This is a genomic window from Geotalea sp. SG265, from assembly GCF_022808985.1.
GTDB lineage: Bacteria > Desulfobacterota > Desulfuromonadia > Geobacterales > Geobacteraceae > Geotalea.
In genome coordinates this window covers 79301-101885 of the sequence record NZ_JAKZFT010000012.1, presented here as the reverse complement: position 1 = coordinate 101885, position 22585 = coordinate 79301, and the positions used below count along the sequence as shown (strand labels likewise).

At 59.3% G+C, this 22585-nt stretch carries 18 protein-coding genes; 1 reads left to right on the top strand and 17 read right to left on the bottom strand.

From position 1 onward, the window contains the following. Positions 1–10 precede the first annotated feature (10 nt). The 14 genes from nuoF to ML541_RS13990 form a co-directional block, all read right to left on the bottom strand. Positions 11–1273 (bottom strand): NADH-quinone oxidoreductase subunit NuoF, encoded by a 1263-nt coding sequence (gene nuoF, locus ML541_RS14055; protein WP_243373763.1) that lies wholly within the window; start codon positions 1271–1273, stop codon positions 11–13. A 7-nt stretch (positions 1274–1280) separates the two neighbouring features. Next, the gene (locus ML541_RS14050) at positions 1281–1625 is read right to left on the bottom strand and encodes a DUF488 domain-containing protein (RefSeq protein WP_243373762.1); all 345 of its coding nucleotides are present in this window, start codon (positions 1623–1625) and stop codon (positions 1281–1283) included. Between the two features lie 25 nt (positions 1626–1650). Continuing rightward, positions 1651–1986: a c-type cytochrome gene (locus ML541_RS14045; RefSeq protein ID WP_243373761.1), complete on the bottom strand. Its 336-nt coding sequence runs from the start codon at positions 1984–1986 to the stop codon at positions 1651–1653. A 32-nt stretch (positions 1987–2018) separates the two neighbouring features. After that, positions 2019–2486 (bottom strand): NADH-quinone oxidoreductase subunit NuoE, encoded by a 468-nt coding sequence (nuoE, locus tag ML541_RS14040; protein WP_243373760.1) that lies wholly within the window; start codon positions 2484–2486, stop codon positions 2019–2021. After that, a complete protein-coding gene (locus tag ML541_RS14035) occupies positions 2483–2839 on the bottom strand; it encodes a hypothetical protein (protein ID WP_243373758.1) in 357 nt (118 codons plus the stop codon). Before ML541_RS14035 ends, nuoE begins: the two co-directional genes overlap by 4 nt. Positions 2840–2855: 16 nt before the next feature. Next, on the bottom strand, positions 2856–5234 hold the full coding sequence (locus ML541_RS14030; RefSeq protein WP_243373756.1) for an NADH-quinone oxidoreductase subunit B/C/D: 2379 nt from the start codon (positions 5232–5234) through the stop codon (positions 2856–2858). A gap of 53 nt (positions 5235–5287) precedes the next feature. After that, positions 5288–5716, bottom strand: coding sequence for an NADH-quinone oxidoreductase subunit A (locus ML541_RS14025; protein ID WP_243373755.1), 429 nt, complete (start codon positions 5714–5716; stop codon positions 5288–5290). A gap of 90 nt (positions 5717–5806) precedes the next feature. Continuing rightward, the gene (locus ML541_RS14020; RefSeq protein ID WP_243373753.1) at positions 5807–6259 is read right to left on the bottom strand and encodes a thioredoxin domain-containing protein; all 453 of its coding nucleotides are present in this window, start codon (positions 6257–6259) and stop codon (positions 5807–5809) included. Between the two features lie 125 nt (positions 6260–6384). Next, positions 6385–7824 carry an aminomethyl-transferring glycine dehydrogenase subunit GcvPB gene (gcvPB, locus tag ML541_RS14015; RefSeq protein ID WP_243373751.1) on the bottom strand — a complete coding sequence of 480 codons (1440 nt, stop codon included), beginning with the start codon at positions 7822–7824 and terminating at the stop codon, positions 6385–6387. After that, complete coding sequence (gene gcvPA, locus ML541_RS14010; protein WP_243373749.1) at positions 7821–9149, bottom strand: aminomethyl-transferring glycine dehydrogenase subunit GcvPA; 1329 nt, start codon at positions 9147–9149, stop codon at positions 7821–7823. Before gcvPA ends, gcvPB begins: the two co-directional genes overlap by 4 nt. Next, the gene (gcvH, locus tag ML541_RS14005) at positions 9149–9523 is read right to left on the bottom strand and encodes a glycine cleavage system protein GcvH (protein ID WP_243373747.1); all 375 of its coding nucleotides are present in this window, start codon (positions 9521–9523) and stop codon (positions 9149–9151) included. The genes gcvPA and gcvH overlap by 1 nt, the downstream gene beginning before the upstream one ends. Before the next feature lie 36 nt (positions 9524–9559). Continuing rightward, complete coding sequence (gene gcvT / locus ML541_RS14000; protein ID WP_243373746.1) at positions 9560–10651, bottom strand: glycine cleavage system aminomethyltransferase GcvT; 1092 nt, start codon at positions 10649–10651, stop codon at positions 9560–9562. A gap of 364 nt (positions 10652–11015) precedes the next feature. Further along, positions 11016–12197, bottom strand: coding sequence for a methyl-accepting chemotaxis protein (locus ML541_RS13995; RefSeq protein ID WP_243373744.1), 1182 nt, complete (start codon positions 12195–12197; stop codon positions 11016–11018). An 88-nt stretch (positions 12198–12285) separates the two neighbouring features. Continuing rightward, on the bottom strand, positions 12286–15867 hold the full coding sequence (locus tag ML541_RS13990; RefSeq protein ID WP_243373742.1) for a DUF748 domain-containing protein: 3582 nt from the start codon (positions 15865–15867) through the stop codon (positions 12286–12288). Between the two features lie 151 nt (positions 15868–16018). On the opposite strand from ML541_RS13990, the gene ML541_RS13985 reads away from it, so the two are divergent. After that, positions 16019–16669 (top strand): cation transporter, encoded by a 651-nt coding sequence (locus ML541_RS13985; protein WP_243373741.1) that lies wholly within the window; start codon positions 16019–16021, stop codon positions 16667–16669. 86 nt (positions 16670–16755) lie between these two features. On the opposite strand, the gene ML541_RS13980 is transcribed toward ML541_RS13985, so the two are convergent. The 3 genes from ML541_RS13980 to ML541_RS13970 form a co-directional block, all read right to left on the bottom strand. Further along, positions 16756–19860 carry a CusA/CzcA family heavy metal efflux RND transporter gene (locus ML541_RS13980; protein ID WP_243373740.1) on the bottom strand — a complete coding sequence of 1035 codons (3105 nt, stop codon included), beginning with the start codon at positions 19858–19860 and terminating at the stop codon, positions 16756–16758. Between the two features lie 95 nt (positions 19861–19955). Next, positions 19956–21209 carry an efflux RND transporter periplasmic adaptor subunit gene (locus tag ML541_RS13975; protein WP_243373739.1) on the bottom strand — a complete coding sequence of 418 codons (1254 nt, stop codon included), beginning with the start codon at positions 21207–21209 and terminating at the stop codon, positions 19956–19958. Continuing rightward, positions 21206–22492 (bottom strand): TolC family protein, encoded by a 1287-nt coding sequence (locus ML541_RS13970; RefSeq protein WP_243373738.1) that lies wholly within the window; start codon positions 22490–22492, stop codon positions 21206–21208. Before ML541_RS13970 ends, ML541_RS13975 begins: the two co-directional genes overlap by 4 nt. Between the last annotated feature and the right edge of the window lie 93 nt (positions 22493–22585).

Below are 22585 nucleotides of genomic sequence, written 5' to 3'. Positions count from 1 at the left end.
GGAATATCTGTCAGGCAAAGGGGCAGCGCCCCGTGCCGATGTGCGCCCGGATCTCGTCCTCGAAAAGGCGCAAAAGCCCTTCCACAGGCCCCATGGCACCTGGAGCAAGAGCGCAGAAGGAATAGTTGAGATATTTCACATGCTCCCGGAGAATTTCCAGGTCTGCCTCCCTTCCCTGGCCGTGCTCCATGCGGGTCAGCACCTCTTGGACAAAGGGGAGTCCTTCCCGGCAGGGGGTGCACCAGCCGCAAGATTCACGGGCAAAGAAGCGGATGAGGTTGAGGGTCGCGCCGACCATGCAGGTATTTTCGTCGAAGACGATGATGCCGCCGGTGCCGAGCCGGGACCCGGCCTTAGCTACGGCGTCGAAATCCATGGGGACGGCAAAGTGGTCGGCGGTGAAAAAGGGGGTGGAGGCGCCACCGGGGATGCACGCCTTGAACCGCCTTCCAGGGAGCATGCCGCCGCAGGGGCCGTCGATGATCTCCCCCAGGGTCATGCCCAGGGGGAGTTCCACACAGACTGCATTGCGCACATGGCCGCTGATGCAGAAGAGTTTCGTTCCCGCCGCCTCTGGCACTTTGGCCAGCCCCTTGAACCAGGCGGGGCCTTTTGCGGCGATGGCGGGAATGTTGGCCAGGGTCTCCACGTTGTTCACCACCGTCGGCCCTCCCCAGAGCCCTTTCACCGCAGGGAACGGAGGCTTGGAGCGGGGATTGGCCCGCTTTCCCTCCAGGGCGTTCATCAAGGCCGTCTCTTCGCCGCAGATATAGCGACCGGCGGAAATATGGAGATCGATGACACAGCTGAAGCCGCTTCCGAGGATATTGTCGCCGATGAAGCCGGCGGCCCGCGCCTCGCCGATCCCCTGCCTGAGGTTGGCCGCCGCCGTCTCATAGCCCCGGCGGATGAAGATGAAGGCATGGTGGACGCCGATGGCATAGCAGGCCAGGAGAATCCCTTCGATGAGGGAGTAGGGGTTTGCCTCCAACAGCGCACGATCCTTGTAAGTCCCCGGTTCCATCTCGTCACAGTTGCAGATGAGCCAGCGGGGCCCGGGCAGGTTGCGGGGAACGAAGGACCATTTCTTGCCAGTGGGAAATCCCGCACCTCCGCGCCCCCTGAGCCCCGAATCGATGACCATCTGCTGCACCTGGTCCGGCGACAGGCTCTTCAACGCCTGCTTCAGGGTATCGAAGCCCCCCTCGCCGCAGTATTCGGCAAAGGTCACCGCCCGCCCTGGGCGGTTATGTCGAAAAAGAACCTGTTCCATCCATTCCCTATGCGTTGCCGATCAACTCCTTGAGCACCACCGCATTGTTGTGCTCATCGTCCTTTGCCGCGTAGAGCAGTGTCACCGTCTCCCGTTCAGCCTCGGCATGGAGCTTCGCCAGCTGCTCCCGGTGGCCGTTCAGTTCTTCACTGTACCGGCGGCGGAACTCTTCCCATTTCGCCGGGTCATGGCCGAACCAGGTGCGCAGCTCGCTGCTCGGGGCCAGGTCCTTGATCCAGTCATCCACGTGGGCCTTTTCCTTGGCTAGTCCCCGGGGCCAAAGGCGGTCAACCAGCAGCCGCTTGCCGTCACCCGGCTGGGGTGTGTCGTAAACCCTCTTGATCTTGAGCATGGCCTGCCTCCGTCAGTGGAATTGTCTATTTATTGAAGGCTTTCAGCACGTATGCGGCAATAACCTTTGCTTCCCTGTCCGAAATGGTGCTCTCATCGAAGCGGGTCATGCCGGGGCCGGGATTGCGCATCGTCTTGATAATGTCCCTGGCCGTCCTGATGCCGTTGGCTGCCATCGCCTGCTTGTGCAGGGTCTTTGCCTGATTGATGGTGTTTCCCCCATTGGCGTGACAGGAGCTGCAGTGTTTTTCGAACTCCTTCTTGCCGCTGATGGGCTTGCCCGGTGTGGTGTCTGCCAGAGAGCAGGTTGCCGTCACAACAATGGGCACGATCACCGCAAGCATTCGAAAAATACTCTTCATAGCGCCTCCTTTGCTGGATACCGGTCTGAGCCTCACCCCTTCGCAATGCCGACGATCCCCTCCAGGACCGAAGGGGTCAATTTGCCGTAGATTTTTTCATCGATCATCATGGCCGGACCGTTGCCGCAGTTGCCCAGGCAGGCACAGGGGAGCAGGGTAAACCGCCCGTCGGCCGTGGTTTCTCCCGGCGAAATTCCCAAAAGCCCGGCCAGATGGGCCATCATCGTTTCCCCTCCCATGGCCCAGCAGGAGATGGAATCGCAGACATGGATGACCTGCTTGCCCACCGGCTGCCGGTAGATCATCTCGTAGAAGGTTGCCAGTTCCTCGACCTGCAAGGGGGAGAGATCGAGCAGCCGAGCAGCCTCTTCGACAGCTTCGTCGGTAAGCCAGCCATAATGGCGCTGCAGCTCCTTCATCACGTCAACTGCCGCTTCCCGTTTGGTAACCGCAGCTGCAATACGCCTCTTCAGTTCTTCTGCCAGCGGTGGTGAAATCATACGTCTCGGTCAGCCTCCAGATGAAACCGGTGCAGGAAGCGGTGGAGAATGGGTGCGGCCATAATGCCAACGGCAATGATGGCAATCAAGCCGCTGTACAGGGCATAGAGACCTGCGAAAAGCTTTCCCGCCTCGCTATGCAGCTCTCCGACCGGCCCCATCCCTCCCAGTATCATGGCCGCGTTGACAAAGGCATCGGTCCAGGGCATGCCCTCGAAATGGCGATAGCCGACAATTCCCACTGCCAGGGAAGCGACGATAAAGATCGAAGCCAGCATGCCATGGCGAAAGAGCCTCCAGAGAAATTTGGACCGGGGCAGCAATGCCTCCTGGCGACGTTCATAGCGCTTCATGCAGCTTGCCCTGCTCTCACCGGTCGATATCGGCCAGCACAAAATCGATGGAACCGATGATGGCCAGGAAGTCGGCCAGGAGCCACCCCTTGCTCATGACCGGCAGGGCCTGGATATGGGGAAAGCTCGGCGTCCTGATCCGCACCCGGTAGGGAATGTTGATGCCGTCGGAAACGACGAAATAGCCGTTCTCCCCCTTGGGCGCCTCAATGGCGGCGTAAGTCTCCCCCCGTGGCGGCGTCATCCCACGGGTGGAATTAACGAAGTGATGGATCAGCGACTCGATGTCTTCCAAAGAGTCCCGCTTCCGGGGAAGTGCATAGCGGTACTCCTCGGTAATCCAGCGTCCCCCCGGCATCTTCTCCAGGCATTGGCGGACGATGCGCAGGGACTGGCGCATCTCTTCCAGGCGCACCAGGTACCTCGCCCAGCAGTCCCCACCCTCAGCCACGGCAATGTCAAAATCGAAACGGTCATAGCCCGCATAGGGCATCTTCTTGCGCAGATCCCAGGCGAAGCCGCAGGCCCGCAGGTTGGGACCGCTGATCCCCCATTCCATGGCCTCCTCGCGACTGATCGCCCCGACCCCCTTGAGGCGGGCGGTAAAAATCGGGTTGCCGTTGAGCAGGTCCTCGTATTCTTTGAGCCGCGGGGGGAACCATGACAGAAATTCCCTGACCGGCACCTCCCAGCCTTCCGGCAGGTCCTCGGCGACGCCACCGATGCGGAACCATGCCGGGTGCATACGGCCGCCGGTGATCATCTCGACGATGTCGAAGATCTTTTCCCGATCGGTGAAGGTATAGAAGACCGGGGTCATCGCCCCCACGTCAGCAGCAAAGGTACCGAGCCAGACCAGATGGCTGGCGATGCGGAAGAGCTCGGCCAGCATGACCCTGATGGTAACGGCCCGATCGGGAACGGTGATGCTGCACAATTTTTCGACGCTGTTCACGTACGCCAGGTTGTTCTGCACCCCGGCCAGGTAGTCGATGCGATCGGTATAGGGGATGTACTGGTTCCAGTGCTGGCGTTCCCCCATCTTTTCCGCAGCCCTGTGGTGAAAGCCGATGTTGCTGTCCAGATCGGCTATTTCTTCGCCGTTCAGCTTGAGGATAAAGCGGATGACGCCGTGGGTTCCGGGATGCTGCGGCCCCAGGTTGAGGATGAGGGTTTCATCATCCACCCGTTCGAAGAATTCCCCCCCCGGCAGCGGCTGCAGTTTACGGGCATCATCCACCGTGTAAGGGGCCATTTCCGTGGCACGGAACGGATGATCCTTGCGCAGGGGATGCCCCTGCCACTCATCCGGCATGAGGATACGGCGCAGGTTGGGATGGCCGGTGATGCCGATGCCGTACATATCGTAAACTTCCCGTTCATACCAGTTGGCGGCGGGGAAGATGCCGGTAACGGTGGGCAGGTCGGGAGAGGTGCCGGAAAGCTCCGTTTTGATGCGCAGATGGCCGGGGGTATCGAAGCAGAGCAGGTGGTAGTTGACGGTAAAATCCCGAAAATTCTCCCGCTGCCGCCGGCACGAGTCATCGACGGAGGCAATATCCTCCAGGCGCTTGAAGGAATTGGCGCTGCGGTTTTTCAAGTGCCTCAGCACCTGCGGCACTAGCTCCGGCGAACAGCGATAGGTGAGCATGTCCGTCGCCTCCGGGTCCACCGTCACCCTGCCCTCGAAGACCCCTTCCAGCTCCCCGGCAAGGCCGAAATCCGGGTAAGGATGCTTTTCCGCCGGGGGGCGCCACATCTCATCGGAACGGGACAGCCAGAAACGCGGATGATTGACCGACGTGCCACGCTTCATGGTCCCTTCCAGACCGGGGCCGCGAGTGTCCCGGGACTTGGTCACCCCATCGACCAGGATCGGCGCAGTCGTCCCCTGGGTTCCCCCCTGCAGATGCAGGACCGGCCGGGCCGGCCGCTCATCGCTGCGGATCTTTTCCTGAAGCAGCATCAACCCCTGCATGAAGGCCTCGGGGCGGGGAGGGCAACCCGGCACATAGACATCCACGGGCAGGATCTGATTGACACCTTGAACTACGCTGTAGACATCATACATCCCCCCCGAATTGGCGCAGCTACCCATGGAGATGACCCAGCGGGGCTCGGCCATCTGCTCGTAAAGATTAAGGATGGAGGGGGCCATCTTCTTGAAGACAGTGCCGGCAATAACCATGAGGTCCGCCTCCCGCGGCGTGCCGCGCAGCACTTCGGCACCGAAGCGGGCGATATCGTAGCGGGAGGTGAAGGAAGTCATCATTTCCACGAAACAGCAGGAAAGGCCGAAGAACATGGGCCAGAGCGAATTGGCCCGTCCCCAGTTGATCAGGTCGTCCAGGTTGGTCAGGAGGATATTGTCTGCCGTACCGGCGTTTGTATGCATGCCTGTTCCTGACTGCACAACAGTTCTATGTTCTAGGTTCTATGTTCCAGGTTCTAACCTTGAACATCGAACTTAGAACCTCGAACCGCTTTTGTGGGTCCCCACTCAAGTCCACCCTTGAGCCAGAGCCAGAAAAGCCCAAGGAGAAGTATGACGATGAAGATGGTGATGTGGATCAGTCCGGCAAAGCCCAGCTCGTCCCAGGCGACCCCCCAGGTGAAGATGAAGACTGCTTCCACATCGAAAACGATGAAAAAGATGGCCACCAGGTAAAAGGGCACCGGATAGGCAAGGCGGGCGGTTCCGGTCGGAAAGACGCCCGATTCGTAAGGGATCTGCTTCACCACTGTCCGTCGCTTGCTCCCCAGCCACCATGCCGCCAGGAGCAGAAAACCGACCAACAGTACTGCAGCCGTTGTATAGAGTGCCATGGATAAGATGACGTCTGTCTGGCCGGATACTTTGTCCGCGGGGAGTGGCATGGCTGAACCTGCTCATTTGAATTATTTATTAAAATGTAATGATAGCCTCAAAACGCTCCATGTCAACGTCCGGAGCCGCTTCGTAGGGGATCAGAAGGCGTTTTTTCGCACCCATTCCAGGATTGTCTGCTTGGGACGGGCGCCGCTCATCCCGGCGATGTTCTTTCCATGTTTAAGGATGAAGAGCGCCGGTATGCCCTGTATGGCAAAGCGTGCGGCCAGGGCCCGATTTTCCTCCGTATCGATCTGCACGACAGCAGCCTTGCCCGCCAAATCCCGGGCGATTTCCCGCACCACCGGTGCGAAGTCGCGGCAGTGAGGTCACCAGGGTGCCCAGAATTCGGCAAGGATCGGGCCCATATAGGTGGAAACGAAGGAGTCGAAGGACCGGTCGGTGAGCTGGACCGGTTGCAGATAGAGGGGGGGAAGCAAGGCATGGCAATTGCCGCATCTGCCCGCCTGTCCTTCCCTGGCAGCGGGGATTCTGTTCTCTGCCTTGCACGACGGGCAGGTGACGAGGTAGGTTCGACTGGTATCGGTCATGTATCCTCCCATGGAGATCTGGATAATACCGCAGTCTTGGTATCAAGCATCGGAGGAGCGGGCAGGTTTCTGGACCCCCACAGACAAAAAACCCCCTTCCGGATTAGTCCTGAAGGGGGTGTCATTCAGCCGAAGCAGACGTTTTGTTCCCGCGCCGCCTTGGTCTCATCGAGCCGGCCGACCGGCATCGTCCGTGGCGCCTCGTGAAGCCTTTCCGGCTCCTTTTCTGCCAGGTTGGCCGCCTCGATCATCGCCTCGATGAAGGCATCCATGGTTTCCTTGCTCTCCGTCTCGGTCGGTTCGATCATGATCGCCTCCTTGACGTTGAGGGGGAAATAGACAGTCGGCGGGTGATAGCCGCGGTCGATAAGATATTTGGCGATGTCGATGGCATGTACCCCGTGCTTCAGCTGGCGGGAAGCGGAAAAGACGCATTCGTGCATGCAGGTCCGGTCGAATGGGAGGTCGAAATGTTCCCTGAGCCGGGCAAGCATGTAATTGGCATTGAGCACCGCCTGCTCGCTCACCTCTATCAAGCCTTCCCTTCCAAGGAGAATGATATAGGCATAGGCCCTGGCCATGACGCCGAAGTTGCCGTAGAAGTTGGCCACCCTGCCGATGCTCTCGGAAGTGCCCTTTTCCAGGCCGCAGCGCCCGTCGGCATGCTTGATGATTCGGGGACCGGGCAGAAAGGGTATCAGCTCCCGCTTGACCCCGACCGGACCGCTCCCCGGGCCACCACCCCCGTGAGGGGTACCGAAGGTCTTGTGCAGGTTCACATGGATGACGTCGAAGCCCACGTCCCCCGGGCGGACCTTGCCGAGAATGGCATTGAGGTTGGCCCCGTCGTAGTACATGAGGGCATCGTGCTCGTGGGCAATGTCGCAGATCTCCCTGATGTGCGGGTTGAAGAGCCCGAGGGTATTGGGGCAGGTGAGCATGACCGCTGCCACCTCTCCGTTCATGGCAGCTCGGAAAGCATCCAGGTCCATATCCCCGTAAGGGGCAGACGGAATGGTGATGATTTCGTAGCCGACCATGGCGGCACTGGCAGGATTGGTGCCGTGTGAGGAATCGGGGACGATGACGTATTTTTTCTTGTTCCTTTTCGCCCGGTGGTAGGCGGCAATGAGCATGATGCCGGTCATCTCGCCATGGGCGCCGGCCAAGGGCTGACAGCTCACCTCGTCCATGCCGGTTATCTCAGCCAGCAGGCGGGACAAGCCGAGAATAAGGCACAATGCCCCCTGGGCCGAGGTTTCCCCTTCCGGCAGCAGGGGGGTCATGGGATGGACGTCGGCGAAGAGTGCCGCGGCATTCTCGGTAACCTTGGCGTTGTACTTCATGGTGCAGGAGCCGAGGGGGTAGAAGTTACCGTCAACGGAGAAGTTACGGCGGGAAAGGCCGGTGAAGTGGCGAACCAGGTCCAGTTCGCTCACCTCGGGAAGCTGGGCCGGCTCGGTGCGCACCAGGTTCTCGGGGAGTGCGGCAGCCCTCGGCACATCGGCGACGGGAAGCTTCAGCCCGCGCCTTCCAGGTACGGATTTCTCGAAGATTAGATTCATAGTGCGGCCTCCAGCGCATCGGCCAGTGCGTCGATTTCCCCCCTGGACCGTCTTTCCGTCACCGTCACCACCATGCAATTGGCCATGCCGGCGTAATATTCTCCAAGGGGCATACCGGCGGCGAGTCCCTTGTCCAAAAGGGTATGCACCACCTCCGCTGCATCCCTGGGCAGTTCCAGGGTAAACTCGTTGAAGGTGGCACCCCGGTTCAGGACCCGTACCCCCTTGATGGAACCGAGCCGATCCTTGGCATATTCCGCCTTGTCACGGTTGAGTTGGGCCAGCTCCACCAGCCCCTCCCTACCGACGGCGGCAAGAAAGATGAGGCCGCGCAGGGCGCAGAGGCTCTGGTTGCTGCAGATATTGGAAGTCGCCTTGTGCCGCTTGATGTGCTGCTCCCGCGCCTGCAGGGTCAAAACGAAGCCGCGGCGCCCTTCCCGGTCGATGGTCTCGCCGATGATGCGGCCGGGAAGATTGCGGATGTATTTCTTCGTCGTGGCAATGAAGCCAAAGGATGGACCGCCGAAAGCAAGGGGATTGCCCAGGCTCTGGCCGTCGCCGACGACGATGTCGGCCCCCATCTCGCCAGGGCTCTTGATCAGCCCCAGACTGATGGGATAGACGGATGTGACGAGCAGGGCGCCTTTGGCATGGGCAGCATGGGCAATGGCGGTCAGATCCTCGATGGAGCCGAAGAAATTGGGATTCTGCACCATTACCGCCGCCACATCATCGGTCAGGGCTTCAGTCAGGGCCGAGCGGTCGGCACTGCCGGAACTGGTAGGGATTTCCACCAGCTCGACCGCCAGATTCTTCATGTAGGTGGTGACGATCTGCCGGGCAAAGGGATTGACCGAGGCATCGATGACGATGCGATTCCGCCCGGTGATGCGCAGGGCCATCATGGCCGCCTCTGCCAAGGCGGTACCGCCGTCATAAAGGGAGGCATTGCTCACTTCCATGCCGGTCAGCCTGCAGATGGCCGTCTGGTACTCGAAAAGCGCCTGCAGCGTTCCTTGGGAACATTCCGGCTGGTAGGGGGTATAGGCGGTGTAAAACTCGGCGCGCCCTGTCAGGTGATCCACCACTGCCGGAATATGATGGTCGTAATAACCGCCACCGATGAAGTTGATCAGGTGCCGGTTACAGGCCGCCATCTCCTGCAGTTGCACCAGCAGTTCCTGTTCCGATACGCCGGCAGGGAGGTTGAATGATTTTGCCCGCAATCCCCGGGGAATCGGTTCGAACAGCTCGTCCACGGCGGTCTTGCCGATGACGGCAAGCATCTCCCGGATCTGCTCCGGCGTATTGGGACAGTAGCTCATCAGGCAAGCCCTTTCAGATAGGTGTCGTACTCTTCTCTGCTCATGAGGTTCTTCACCTCGCCGGGATCGGTCGGCTCAAGCCAGGCAATCCACCCCGCCTCTTCGGCCGCCTCGTTGACGATTTCCGGTGTCCCGTCCAGGGCCTCGTTAACCTTGATGACCTTGCCGGAAAGGGGAGCATAGATGTCGCTGGCCGCCTTCACCGATTCAATGCCCGCGAGAACCTCGAACTGCTTGACCGTCTTCCCCACCTGGGGAAGCTCGACAAAGGTAATGTCACCCAATTCGTGGGCAGCATGCTCGCTGATGCCGACGCTGGCGATGCCGTCCTTGATCCTGACCCACTCGTGCTCCTTGCTGAAGTACATTTCCATGACATCCTCCCGAACGTTATTTCACAAAAACAGCTGCTAAGAGCGCAATGATCCCCCCTTGTAAAAGGGAAGCTCCACAACGGCGGCGTCCATGGTCACCTTGTCGTGCATGATGGCGATCTGGGCGCCAAGTGTGGCTATTTCCGGCCGGACGTAACCGATGCCAATGCCGCAGCCGAGCATGGGGGAAAAAACGCCGCTCGTTACCGTACCGACAGCCTCCCCTTCGAAGCAGATCTCGTAATGGTGCCGCGGCGAACGGCGCGAATGGACCTGGAAGGCAGCCTTCACCTTCTGCAGCCCTTCCCGCTGCTGTTTCTGTAGGGCTTCCTTGCCGATGAACTTTTTGTCCATGTTGACGAACGCCCCCAGGCCAGCTTCCAGCGGTGTCGTCGCCTCGTCTATGTCGCTGCCGTAGAGGCTGTAGCCGACCTCCAGGCGGAGCACGTCCCGTGCGCCGAGGCCGGCCGGCTTCACCCGCTGGTCGGCAAGCAGCAGGTCCCACAATTCGCCCACCTTGTCCGCCGGGAGGAAAATCTCGTAACCCAGTTCCCCCGTATAGCCCGTGCGGCTGATTACGGCATCGACGCCGAGCAGGGTGGTCCTGATGAATTTGAAGTAGGGGAGTACCGCAATCTGCTCGCCGAATTTCTCCACGAGCACCTGGCGGGACAGCGGGCCCTGGAGATCCAGCTTGCCGGTAGCCGCCGAAATATCGGTAAAGGAAACGCCCGGTTTCAGCCGGGAGCGGATGACAGCGAAGTCGTTGTCGCTGGTGGCAGCATTGACCACGACCATTGCCTCGTCCTCACCGAGACGGAAGACGATCAGGTCGTCGATGATCCCCCCCCTCTCGTTGAGGAGGAAGCCGTAGCGGGAGCGGCCGATGGGGATCGATTTGACGGAAAAGGTGAAGATATCCTCCAGCCCGCTTTCCTCCATGTCACCCCTGAAAATGAACTCCCCCATGTGGCAGATGTCGAAAAGGCTCGCCTGCTCCCGGCACCACCGGTGCTCGGCAATGATCCCCTCATACTGGATCGGCATGTTCCAGCCACCGAACGGGGCAAGCAGGGCATGCAGCTGCTGGTGTCGCGACAAGAGAGGAGTGTTTCTCAGATTTTCCATGGAGGACTCCGGCGCTATAAAATTGGCCAAATTTAAAAAAATTATACCCGTTTGTAAACAGGTTTCTCGGCATAAGCCATTGATGCGCATGAACATTGAAAAAAAGGTTCGTCCGGGGATTCTGTGAAACAACAGGCAGCCGCGACATCGTCCGTTCGCTCTGTCGCCACAGCTGCGGACCTTGCGGTGCCGCCCACCTTACGGCTCGCAGTGCTTGAATAAGCGAATTGCCTTCGCTCCACATGCGGCGGGTGTCCGCTCGCCGCTGTAGCTCGTCACTCTCTCCCGATGCCACGACTGCCTTCCCCGAAAATGTTTGAAAAACAAAAAAAGCCCCGGAATCCGGGGCTGGCTGAGAGGAGTGTCACTGCAGCTTGAAGCGATTGACCATCTGTTCCAGGTTTGCCGACGAATCGGCCAGGACTGCAGCAGCCTTGGCCGTTTCGTGGGCTCCCGCCGCCGCACTGTGAATGATCCGGGCAATGTGCTGCATGCTTTCTGTGATGCCGGCGCTGGTAGCCGACTGTTCCTCTGCCGCCGTCGCCACCTGGGAGACCCGTGCCACGAGGGGAGCCATCTGCTCGGCAATGGTACTGATGGCCTGGTTGGAGAAACGCACATCTTCGGCCCCAGTGCGAACGCTGTCAGCGCTTTTATCCATCAGCGTCACCACGTTCTTCACATCCCCCTGAAGCGTGGTGATGATCGTCTGGATTTCCTTGGTGGAAGCGCTGGTCCTTTCGGCAAGGCCCCGCACCTCGTCGGCGACGACTGCGAATCCCCGCCCCTGCTCTCCAGCCCTGGCCGCCTCGATGGCCGCATTGAGGGCAAGGAGGTTGGTCTGATCGGCAATATCTTCGATGGCATCGATAATGGTGCCGATTCGCTCGGAATTCTCACCGAGGGCCTTGACCGCCTCCATGGTGCTGACCACCATTCTTTCTATCTCCGCCATGACCTGGGACATGCTTGCAGCCGTCTCCGCCCCTTTTTGCGTTGCCGCTTCCGTTGCCGCCGCACTATCGGCCATTTCCTGGCAGCTGCCGGAAATGGTGACGGCAACCGTGGACAATTCGCCGACGGCATAGCTGACACTGTCGGACTGGCTGGACGCATCGCCGGTTCCCTGAACGATGTCCGCAGAAGTGGTCGAGAGCAGCCGGGATGCATCGGTAAGCTCCCCTGCCGTCCCCTTGATCCCCGCGATGATCTCACGTATGGATTTCTGCAACTCGATCATCGCCGTCAGCATCTTGCTGAACTCGTTCTTGCGCAGGACCCGTATCTCCTGGCTCAGGTCACCACTTGCCATGGTCTGCAGATAGTTTATGGACCGCTGGATCGGCCTGTTGATCGACCAGATGTTGATCCAGCCGAAGATGCCGCCGAGCGTGATAAAGAGCAGCATCGAGCCGTACTTGACCAGCAGTGAGCCCGATTGGGCGGCAATTCCGGTGGCGACGATACAAGCGCTGTAGCAGAGGCAAAGCGTCGCCAGCCTGACCTTGATCGAAAAATTCAGATACCTGTTCCAGATCCATTCCATGGCTTCCCTCCGATCAGCTGCTGCTTCACATAGACACTTATCGACGGAGAACAATGCTTTATTAGACCTGGAAGCAACTTTTTTTACTTCATTGAACAGATACGCCGAATTCGACCCTGCTCGCCGGCTGCCCCTCCTTTTTCTGCGGCTGCGACACATCCCCCCCTTTTTCAAAGATCCTTTCTGCCGGCAGCTTTCCTTCGCCGACGAGCAGGGCACGAACGGCGGCGATCCGCTCGCGGGACAGGGCCTGGAGCTGAGCTTCGCCGATGACGGTGTTGGCCAGGATCAACTTTTTCATCTCCGGAGCAGGGATATCCTTGACGAAGCCCAAGGCATTGCGCGGCTTGGGAAATTTCTCCTTCTTGTAGACCGCCTTCAGATACAGGTCATGCTCTGCCGGCAGGATCTCCATCTTCTCCGGCGTGTCTCCCGGGGCATTCTTGCGCTCTTTCACCAGGGCCGCAAATTTCTCCCCCTTCATCTTCCTTGTCAACAGCTCGTTGCGATATCCCTCCGCGTCTTTCTCCCTGTCCACATAGGCGCTCATTTCCAGCTTCACTCCCGGCCGCTGTCCGAGCGCCTCAGCCAGCTTAAGCACTTTGCTCCGCTCCCCATTGGCCAGTTTCTGGGATCCGGGGGCAAATACGACGCTGCTCAAATCCTCTCCACCACCGAACGCCGATTGGAGCAGAGCGAAGGGCGCCGTCGCCGCCTTGACCAGAAGATTCTTCAGCACCTTCAACACCAGCCGAAAGACGCTGAACTCGGGATCGTCGGTCCGTCCTGTGACCGGCAGATCCAGGTGAATCTCGCCATGACGATCCTTGAGCAGGGCGACGGCGAGCCGGACCGGAAGTTTCGTCGCCTTCCCGCTCTCCACCCCCTTGCCGAAGGTGAACTGGTCGATGAAGACCTTGTTCTCGGCATTGAGCGCCTTCTTTTCGATCTTGTAGCTGAGATCGAGAAAGAGCTTCCCTTTATCAATCTCATAGCCCAGATAGGTACCGGCATAGGGAGTGACCGGGCTCAGCTCGATGTCGGTGAAACGGACCTTGATGTCGGCAAAGAGGTCCCTGGAAAGGGGGTTGATCTTGCCGGTGATGCGCAGCGGCGAATGATTGTCCAGATTGCCGCGCAGGTCCAGGTCCGCATAGCGGAAATCCTCCGAAGAGAGGCCGCTGATCCTTCCTCCCAGGTTGTACATGGTGGTGCCGAACTCCTGGGGGGTGTGCCGGTCGAGAAAGGCAACCGTTCCCTCCTGGAGGGTGACCGTATCGATACGGATCTGCGGCGGTGCCGCTTTGACGTTCGCCACTGACGGCGTTACCGGGGTGGGCGCAACAGCGGCTGGAGCGGGCGCCGTTCTGGCATTGGCCTCAGCGACTGCGCCGGTCGGTGCCGACTTGATTTTTTTCAGGTTGATGGTCCCATCCCGGTCAACCACCAGCCTGGCCAGGAACCTGTTGAGCGAAATGCCACCGATATTTATCGTCAGTGGTTTGAGCGTGCCCCGCACCTCTTCGACATGCAGGCTTTCCCATTTGAGCAGGTCGTCCGTGTCCACCGTATCGAGAAGGTAGAGATTCCGCAGACCGGCGCTGCCGGCGAAGCTGCCGGTTAATTCCTCCCCCTTGGCCAGGTCCAGGGTCGCCGTCAGGTCCAGGTTGCCGTCCGCCAGGTAGAGATTGAGATCCTCGGGGAGGTAGGGGCTGAAATCGGCGATGGGCAGGTTTCGCACCTGAATGTTGCCCCGGTAGCGAAACGGTTCCCGGATGACGGCTCCTTTCAGGGCAAGCTTGGCATCACTGCCGTAGGAGGCGTTGAGGCGAACAGGGATCGATGCCTTGAGCAGGTCGCTGATATTGTTCGCGGCGAATTCGATCCCCCGGAATTGGAAGCGGGGGGCGGAGTCCCGGCTCTCGTCCCGGAAGGAGGCATCGATCCCCTTACCTGTGATCGATGCTATCTTATAGTGAAAAGGCGATTCTTTTGCCGCTGTCCCGGCCGGTTTGGCATTGGTCGGATCAGGCTTACTCTCCCGCAGCAGGGAAAGAAGCGAAAGCTTCCCGCCGGCATCGCGAGTGACGAAGACCTTGGCGCCGAGCAGCGCAATGGAGTCCAGCGCAGCCGTCTTCTTCTTCAGGTCGAACTTCCCTCCCGCCAGAACCGCCTCTGCGACGCGCGCGCCGTCCCCCTTGCCGAAACTGGCCCTCAGGCCCCGCAGCTTCAGCCCAAAATCGTCGATAACGAACCCGTCTTCTTTCGACCACGTCGCCTCGGCGTTGAGATCTGCCCTGCCGCTTACCGGAGACGTCAGCCGGTCCGCCAGGTAGGGATAATAGGCTTCAAGGGGAACATCGGAAACACTGAGCAGGGCCGATCCTTCCATGGCCTCCAGGGCCATGTCGCCGGAAAGTTCCAGGCGTTCCCCCCTAGCCGTTGAAAAAGAGAGTTCGTAATCGGCCGTCTCCTCGCCCCTGGTGGCAAGACCCGTCACCAGGGCAGTCAGGTCACGGATTTCGGTGCGGAATCCACCGGTGGGCAGCCGGTCGTCAACCCGCACCGTTCCGCTATTCAGTCGGATCTCGCCAATGCGCACCAACGGCGCCGGCTTCTTTTCTGCCGGCTTCTCGGCTTTTTCACCTTTCGGCGGAGCGGCCGCTGGCATGATGCGCTGGTTCGGCCAGCGTCCATCTGCCGTCCGCAACAGGGTAACCAACGGCCGGTCAAGGGTGACTGCGGCAAGGTCGTAACTCCCCCCCATCAGGTCCGCCTGGTTGATCCTGACTGCCAGGCGATCAAAAGCCAGCAGTTCCCCCCCCTTTTTTTCGGCAAGGGCCAGCCGCGCCACGGCTGCATCTCCGGAAACCGCTATCACCGGCTTCTTGTCCGGCGTCACCCGGTAGGAAACGACAAGTTTGGATGAAAATTTTCCCGAACTTACCGCCACCGGCAGCTGGGCGGGAAGGTAGGCGGCATAGTAAGGTATATCCAGGTCCGTCAGATTAACGTCCAGCAGCGTCTCCATCCCCTTCTGGAACGGTTTTAGCCGCCCTCTCAGGTCCAATGAGGCACCGTTGACCTGGGCGGCAAAGCGGGGCTGGACGTACTTGTCCACCAGGTAGGGAATATTGCTGATGAACGGCACGGCAATGTTCACCTTGCGCAGGGTATGCATTTTCGGCGCTTTTGCGGCACGGTCGTCGAAATCGATGGAGCCGCCGCTGACGGTGATATTGTTGAGGGAGAAATAAGCGGGAGAGTCGGATTTTTTCTCGTTTTTCGGCAGTCGCTCTGGAATATCGGAAAAATTATAACTGTTGGCTGCAGTCCTGACGAGGTGCAGATAGGGGGAAACCAGCCGGATATCGGTGACGATGGGTGCCCGGCGCCAGAGGGAGGCGGGGCTCAACCGGGCGGAGGCGCTGCTGAAGGAAACGAATGTCACCTTTCCTCCAGGTTCCTGCATCTGCAACCCCTCGATGCCGACCCGCAACGTCAGAGGGTTGATGGACACATGGCGGATGGCAAGCTTTCTTCCGGTCAGCGCCTCCACCTTATTTATGGCTTGGCTGCGGACGATGCCTGGAAGGACAAAGGCAATGATCAGGACCAGCAGGGAGCAAAGGGCAGCGGCAGCAATGGTGGCTTTCTTCCATGGGGACATGGTGGTGCCTCCTTCTGAAACAACATTGCATGGGGCAAGTGTACAACCGGGAAATAAATACGCAAGAAAGGCCGAAGGGAAACGGTTCAGCTTTACAGTAGCAGAAAAAATCGATATCTTCCATGACATTGATTCCCACCAAGGAGAGCCGATGAACGACCTTTCGCGCCAGAAACTCTATGACATGGCCAATCTTCTAGCCCTGTTCACCATACTCTACAACATCATCGAAGGATGCGTCTCCGTCTGGTTCGGTGCCGCCGATGAAACCCTTTCCCTGTTCGGCTTCGGCGTGGATTCCTTTGTCGAGGTAATTTCCGGGGTCGGCATCTGGCACATGGTGCGGCGGATCAGACTGAACAGCGGTGCGACCACCGACGAGTTCGAGCGGCAAGCCCTGCGGATTACGGGGGGTTCGTTCTATCTCCTGGCAACAGGACTGGTCATTTCCGCAGGTTTATCGCTCTACCAGGGGCACAGGCCCAACTCAACCCTGTGGGGGATCATCGTTTCCCTGGTGTCCATATCGTTCATGTGGCTACTGATCCACTATAAAACGAAGGTAGGCGTCGCCCTCGATTCATCGGCCATTCTCGCCGATGCCGCCTGTTCAAGGGCCTGCCTCTACCTCTCCGTTGCCCTGCTGGCCGCAAGTGCCGGGTTCGAATTGACCGGGGTGGGAAGTCTCGACGCCATCGGCTCGCTCATCATCGCCTGGTTTGCGGCAAGAGAGGGGAAAGAGGCATTCCTGAAGGCAAAGGGGATTGCCTGCTGTTGCTGCAAGACCTCCGACTGCCATTGATAAGCAGCCGGACGATCACCGAACAAACAAAAGGGGTTGCCGACATGTGCCGGCAACCCCTTTTCTGCAGCGCTGGAAACGTGAAATTACACTTCGGTTTTTTCAGCTCTCTTCTCGAACCAGCCGTAGACCGATGGAATGATCAGCAGGGTCAGCAGGGTCGAGGTGATCAAGCCACCCACGACGACAGTCGCCAGCGGTTTCTGGATTTCCGATCCTGTGCCTCCGGCCATAAGCATGGGGATAAGGCTGAAGATGGCAATGGATGCCGTCATCAGCACCGGCCGCAAGCGGTCCGCCGCCCCTTGCTTGATGGCCTCCTGCAGGTCGAGTCCCTCCTCACGCAGCTGGGCAATGCGGGATACCAGCACCAGGCCGTTCAGTACCGCCACCCCGAAGAGAACGACGAATCCAACCGATGCGGGCACGGACAGGTACTGGCCGGAGATGAAGAGGGCAAAAACACCCCCGATCAGGGCGAAGGGGAGATTGCATATGACCAGCAGCGCCAGGCGGATTGAGCGGAAGGTTATGTAGAGCAGCAGCAGGATGAGGGCGACGGCCACCGGTCCGATAATCATCAGCTTTTTCATGGCCCGCTGCTGGTTCTCGAATTGGCCTCCCCAGGTGAGATAGTAGCCAGGGGGGAGCTTGACCTGGGAGCGGATCTTCTCCTTGGCCTCGGTGACGAAACTCCCCATGTCGCGGCCAGTAATGTTCATCTCAATGCCGATGCGCCGCACCCCGTCCTGGCGGCTGATCTGCACCGGCCCCTCCACCATTTTCACCTCGGCCAGCTGTTCCAGGGGGACGTTGACGCCGGTTTTGGTGGTAATCAGCAGGTTTTTGATCCCGTCGAGGGAATTGCGCTTCTCCTCGGGCAGGCGAACCATGATGGGGAAGCTGCGGTTCTCCTCGTAAAGCTCCGAAGCCGCCTTTCCGGCTACGGCAATCTCGATGACCTTCTGCACGTCGCTGATGTTCAAACCATAGCGGGCAATCTTCGACCGGTCAATATCAATGGTCAGGTAGGGCTGCCCCGCAACTTTTTCCGCATTGAGGTCGATCCCCCCCTTGATCTTGGAAAGCACCCGGGCAATTTCCGCCGATTTGCCGTTGAGCGTCGTCATGTCCTCGCCGAACAGCTTGACGATCAACTGCGCCCTGGTGCCCGCCACCAGCTCGTCGATGCGGCACTGGACCGGCTGGCTGAACCCCACCGAGATCCCGGCAATGGATTCCAGCGCCTCGCGCATCCCATTGGTCAGTTCCTCCTTGGAGATGTCCCGTTTCCATTCGCTCTTGGGCTTGAATATCCCCACGTAGCCCGTCTTGTCCGAGCCACGGGTGTCCAGGGCGACGCCGGTCTGCCCGGTCCGTCCCACCACCGTTTCCAGCTCAGGGAACTCCATCAGCTTTGCCGCAGCCCGCTTGTTCACCTCCAGGGCCTTTTCCAGGGATACCCCCGGCAGCATGCTCACGTCCATGTCGAATGAACCCTCGTCCAAGATAGGAATGAATTCCGTCCCCAGCCGGGTCACCATCAATAGTGAGACGATCAGCAGGGCGCCAGCCGTTCCCAGCACCACCCTTTTTTTGCCCATGGCATAGTCGAGCATCGGCCGGTAAAGCCGGTGGGCGTGCCCCATGATGAAGCTTTCCTTTTCCGGGTGCGGCTTGAGGATAAGCTTGCAGAGTACCGGGATGATGAAGATGGAGAGAAACAGGGACGACAGCAGTGCAATGGCCACCGTTACGGCCAGCGGCCCGAACATTTTCCCCTCGATCCCTTCCAGGGCAAGGATCGGAATGAAGGTGACAGCAATGATCAATTCGCCGAAGATACTCGGCTTACGCACCTCCATCACCGCTTTCAGCACCGTCTGCAGTTTGGATCGGCCTTCTGCCGCTTCGCTCAAATGGCGCTGGACGTTCTCCACCTGAATGATGGTGGTGTCGATGATCATGCCGATGGAGATGGCCAGCCCCCCCAGGGACATGAGGTTTGCCGAAATGCCAGTAAGCTTCATGACAATGAAGGTGGCGAGAAGGGAGAGGGGCAGGGCGATGAGGACGACGATGCTGCCCCGTATGCTGTTGAGCAGCAGGTAGAGCACGATCAGGACGAGGATGGAGCCCTCCACAAGGGCCTTATTGACCGTACCGACGCTCGCCTTCACCATGTGGCTGCGGTCATAGTAGGGAACGACCCTGATTCCCTCGGGCAGAATGTTGTTTTCGTTGATCTCTTTTACCTTCTCCGCAACCCGCCGGACCACCTCCCGGCTGTTCTCTCCGCGGAGCATCATGACGATGCCGCCGACGCATTCGTCCTTGCCGTCCTTGACGGACGCGCCCATGCGCACCGCCTCTCCCACCTTGACCTGGGCCACGTCGCGGATGTAGGTGGGGGTCCCCCCTGACGACTTGAGAACGATGTTGCCGACGTCATCCAGATTCTTGATCAGCCCCACCCCCCGGACGATGTACTGGTCCGCGCCCCGCTCAAGGAGGTTCCCCCCCACGTTCTCGTTGTTGCCTGCGACGGCATCGTGAACGTTTTCCACCGTGACGCCGTATTTGACCAGCTTTTCCGGCGACACCAGCACCTGGTATTGCTTAAAGTAGCCACCGTAGGAGTTGATCTCGTTGACCCCGGCAATGCTTTTCAACTGCGGCGCAACGATCCACTCCTGGATGGTGCGCAGGTTGGTGAGATAGGCGATCTTCTGCTGGGGGTCATCGGGCACCTTCCCTTCCAAGGTGTATTGATAGATCTCCCCCATGGCCGTGCCGATGGGCCCCATGGCCACCTCGACCCCCTTGGGGACCTTCTCCCGCGCCTCGGCCAGCCGTTCGAAAACCAGCTGTCTGGCGAAGTAAATATCCACATCGTCCTTGAAGACGATGGTGACGATGGAGAGGCCGAACTTGGTCACTGAACGCAGTTGCTCGATCCCCGGAAGTCCGCGCATGGCAGTCTCTATGGGATAGGTGACGTTGCGCTCGATCTCGATGGCCGAAAGGCCGTGGGCGTGGCTGACCACCTCCACCTGGATGTTCGTCACATCTGGAAAGGCGTCAATGGGCAGTTTGGCGTAGGCATACAAGCCGAAAACCACGATCAGCAGAGCCAGGAAGATGATCATTCCCTTCTGCCGCAAGGTAAAGGCAATTAGTTTTTCAAGCATAAAATCCTCCGGTTAGGCTGAAGACTGAGGGCTGAAGGCTGAAGACTGAGGAGGAAACGTCCTTCAGTCCTAAGCCTTACACCTCGGACTATTCATCAGTGGCCATGCTCGTCCTTCATCTCCCCCTTCTTCAGTTCCGATTTCAGGATAAAGGCACCCTTGACGGCGAATTTCTCACCCTCTTTGAGGCCGGCCACGATCTCTACCAGTCCGCCTGCCGTCCGCCCGGTCTCCACCGGGCGGGGGACGAATTCGGTTTCCTCCTCTGGGACAAAGACCACCTTTTTCCCGTCCAGTTCCTGTATGGCCTCTTCCGGCACCGCCAGTACCGGCGGTGCATCGGCAGCGATGCTCAGATCCACGGTGGCGAACATTTCCGGTTTCAGTTTGCGGCCAGAATTCGGCACCTCGACACGCGCCTTGACTGTGCGGGTGTTGGGGTCCACCAGATCGGCAATGTGGGTGATCCGCCCTTTCAGCTTCAGGTCGGGAAAGGCGCCTACGCTGACTGCTGCCCCTTGGCCGCGCTGGATCTTTGCCAAGTCCTTTTCGTTGATGTCCACCAACACCCAGATGGAAGAGAGGTCGGCGACGGTGTAGAGACTTTTCGAGGGATCGGCCAGTTCGCCGACAATGGCATGCTTTTCGGTGATTACTCCCGAAATGGGGGAGCGCACAGGCAGGAGCGGTTTTTTATGACTGTCGCCTTTTTGTTCTGCGAGGTTGACCCCGTAGAGCGAAAGCCGCTCTTCGTCCGCGTGCAGTTCGGTCTGGGCGGTTTTGTAATCGGTTTCGGCCAGGAGGATATCCTTGCGCGCCGCGATCTTTTTCTCCACCAGTGCCTTGATCCGCTCCATGTTGGATTGGGCCAGGGCCAGTTTGGTTTTCGATTGGCGATAGCGGCTCAATGCCTCGCCGAGCTCGACGCTGTCGATGATTGCCAGCACCTGGCCAGCGGCGACACTGTCCCCTAGGGAAGACCTGACGGTGACGATCTTGCCCGGTATGCGCGGCGAAACGTGGGCGATCCTGTCGGCATTGGCCTCTATCTTGCCGGTGGCGCTAACAACACCATTGAGCCGCTGCTTTTTCGCCGGGGCGACCACCACGCCGTTTTGCTTTTGCACCTCGGCAGGCATTTTGACCTTCCCTTCTTCGCCATGTCCGTCGTGGCCTTCACCTCCACCCTTCTCCCCTTCATGCTCGCCATGGTCTCCAGCGGCCTCCCTGTGGGCCGTTTCCTTGTTTTCTCCTTGTTCTGTTCCGCTTTTGTTCCAGCTTGTGCCGTAGTAGATGCCGGCTGCAGCCACGGCCACAATCAGCCCGATAACCAATGCCTTTTTCTTCACTTCTCACCTCCGGTAAGTTCCGACGCGGTAACTGCTTCCAGTTTCACCAGGGCCGTCTGGCGATCATGGAGCGCCGTCAGGTGACCGTCGCTGACCTCGAAAAATTTTTTCTGTTCCTGAATCACCTCCAGGATGCCGATCTCGCCGAGACGGTAGGCTTCCTGGCTCAGTTTCAGGTTTTCCTCCAGTTGGGGAATGATCTCGGTTTTGTAGATGGAGAGAATCCGCTCGCTGTTCTCATAGCCGGCGTAGGCCGCGGAAAACTCCCGCTCGATGCTTCGTTTTGCGGCCGATAACCTTGTCTCTGCGCTGTTTCGCCTGGCTCGGGCCTCCCGGACTCCGGCCCCGTTCCGGTCGAAAATGGGAATGGGCACGGAAAGCCTCACTCCCACCAGGTAATCGGTGTCCGTAACCTCTTCGCTTCCCACGTCCAATGCCGTTCTCTCACGGCTAAAGGTCAAAGCCGCCGTGACGTTGGGTATCCCCTCTGCGCCGGCCAGGGCAATCTCTGCATCACCCCTGCTTTTCTCAGCTTCTAGGGCCTTCAGGTCCGGTCGGTTGTTGTAGACCCGAGTCAGCAGCTCTGCGGGTGTCCCCACCCCAGGCCCACCGGCGAATTCACCGGCTATGGCCACGGGTGCTCCCGGGGGCAATCCCATGAGTATGGCAAGGCTCGCCTCCCTTTGGTGCAGAGCGTTTGCCGCTGTGATTTTGTCGGCCTCGGCACGATTCAGTTCAACCTTGACCAGGTTCAGTTCCAGTTCCGGGATGTCTCCGGCAGCCAAACGTTCCCCCGCCACATGGAGAAGTTGCCGGTTGAGCAGAACCACCTGCTCGGTCAGCTCGACTCGCTTTTTTGCCAGAATGGCAGCATAGAATGCCATCTTCACCTCTTCCCGAATTGTCCGTTCCCGGTCGGCCAGCTGCAGGCTGTAGATCTCCAGCTCACGTTCGGCAACGTTCTGCCGTTTTCGGCGTTTATCTGCCAGGAGAAATTCCTGGGAAACTCCCAAGGAAACGCTGTTTTCTGCGCTGCTCTCGGTCAGGGCTCCGCTAGCCGCTTCCACTTCGAGACTTGGATTGGGAAAAAGCCCGGCCCTGACCAGGGCCGCATCACGGATGCCTTTCTCTTCCCGAAAGGCGCCAAGTTCGCCGTTATGACGCAGGGAATAGTCGATGATCCGGGAAAGCGACAGTGGCTCCGCCGCCCCCACGGTGGCTGAAAATGTGAAACAGGCCAGCACAAGGAGCAGCGCTCCACGCGCACATGCAGAAGTGCCCAAGGTAGGACCTCCATTGTTTTCAATTTGTTTAGATGGGAAATCGACAGTGATGGCGGGCATAAGGATCCCGGAGTCGGGACGCACTGCCGCCGC